General features: G+C 63.0%; 1 pseudogene. It reads left to right on the top strand.

What is annotated here, in order from left to right:
- Nucleotides 1-1,928, top strand: a pseudogene (locus BMZ23_RS14470) (hypothetical protein); the annotation flags it as partial.

The following is a 1,928-nucleotide window of genomic DNA, read 5'->3' as shown; positions in this document are numbered from 1 at the left end:
CACTGGCAAGCCCAGTACGAGGTGTTCAACCAGTACGACGACCGCGGCCGCCTGAGCCTGCACACCCGCATCAACCTGAGTGAACAGCAGCAGCCCTACGCCAACCAGGGTGCCAGCCGCAGCTGGGTCTACCAATATGACTACCATGATGTCGCGCAGACCCTGCTCAAACAGGTGCGCATCACCGACCCCCGCCAGCAGCTGTTGGCCGAGCAGTCAGACCCAGGCGCCCAGATCGCCTACAGCCAACTCGACTACGACGCCCAAGGACGGTTTATCGCCAGCACCAACGCCCTGGGTCACCGCACCCGCTACAGCCACCACCACGCCAACGGTCGGCCTGGCCGAATCCTTGACCCCAACGGTCTGGACACCCGCCTGCACTACAACGCCCAGGGCCAGCTGAGCCGCATCGAGCGGCGCGGCGAGCACACCAGCGAAGTTGTCATTGACTACCTGGCCAACGGCCTGCCGAACAGCCTGCGCCAGGCAAATGGTCAACACCTGCATGTTGAATACAACGACGCCCGACAGATCACCGGCCTGCTCAACGGCCAGGGCGAACGCATCAGCATCACCCCCAACCGGGTCAGCGGCAGCTGGGAGCAGCTGAGCATCCATGACCGCGATGGTCAGACCACCCAGCAACAGCAACGCCAGCACGACGAACTGGGTCGGGTCATAGCCCTGCTGGGTAACGCCGGCCAGCATACCCGCGTACAACACGACAAAAGCGGCAACGCCGTGCGTATAGACCAGGCCAGCGACCAGGAGCCCAGCGGCCTGCTCAGCACCGTACAACAGTATGACAGCCTCAACCGCCTGACCCTGCACATCGACCCGGCCCAGGGCGAAACCCGGTTCGACTACGACAACCGCGGCCGTCTGACCGAGGTTATTGCTGCCAATGATGCGCGCACCACCTACACCTACGACGGTCTCGGCCAACTGCTGCAGGAGCACAGCCCGGATACCGGCACCCGCGTACACCACTATGACACCGCCGGACAGCGCATCAGCAGTCATCGCCTTGGCGAACCTGAGCACGCCGTACGCTACCATTACGACCTGCTCGGCCGCCTGACCCGTATCCAGCACCCTGACCCGGTCGACGACATCCAGTACATCTACGACCAAAACGGCACAGAACACGGCGCCGGCATTGGCCGCCTGACGCGCATCGTCGACCGTCACAGCCAGATCGACTACCGCTACGACCGCCACGGCAACCTGCTCAGCGACACCCGCACCCTCCACATCGACGGCCAGACCCACGTCCAGCGCATTGCATACAGCTACACGGCAGGCAACCAGCTGGCCAGCATCACCTACCCGAATGGCCAACGGGTTGACTACCACTACCAGCATGGCTTGCCCAGCCGCATCAGTTTGCGCAGTGGCCGGCAGCATCAGCCGCTGATTACCGACATCCAGTACCAGCCCTTTGGTCCCGTGGCGCACTGGACCAACGGCAACGGAGCAAGCCAGCACCTGAGCTACGACCTAGACGGACGCGTCAGCAGCATCCGCGTCACCGACAGCGGCCAGCACGTCCTCTGGCAACAGGCCTACCTCTATGACCGGCAGAACAACATCACCGGAATTAATCGCGAGGAAGGGCAAAGCCATCAACAGCAGCGCTTCAGCTACGACCTGGTGCAGCGCCTGATCCACGACCAGGGACCCTACGGCGAACAGCAGTTCGACTATGACGCGGTAGGCAACCGCCTGAGCCAGGTGCAGCGCAGTCAGGACACCAGCGAAGAGCAACGCATTGACTACCACTACGAGCCTGCCAGCAACCGGCTGATCGGCACCCGTGACAGCGCCCTCATACTCGACAGCGCCGGCAACATCCTGCACGAAAGCAGCCAGCAACAACGCGACTACCGCTACAACGCCCAAAACCGGCTCAGCGAATACCACGA

The sequence above is a fragment of the Halopseudomonas yangmingensis genome (genome assembly GCF_900114825.1).
Taxonomy (GTDB): domain Bacteria; phylum Pseudomonadota; class Gammaproteobacteria; order Pseudomonadales; family Pseudomonadaceae; genus Halopseudomonas; species Halopseudomonas yangmingensis.
Note: the sequence above shows the minus strand (reverse complement) of the source record. Positions and strands in the feature narration are given on the sequence as shown.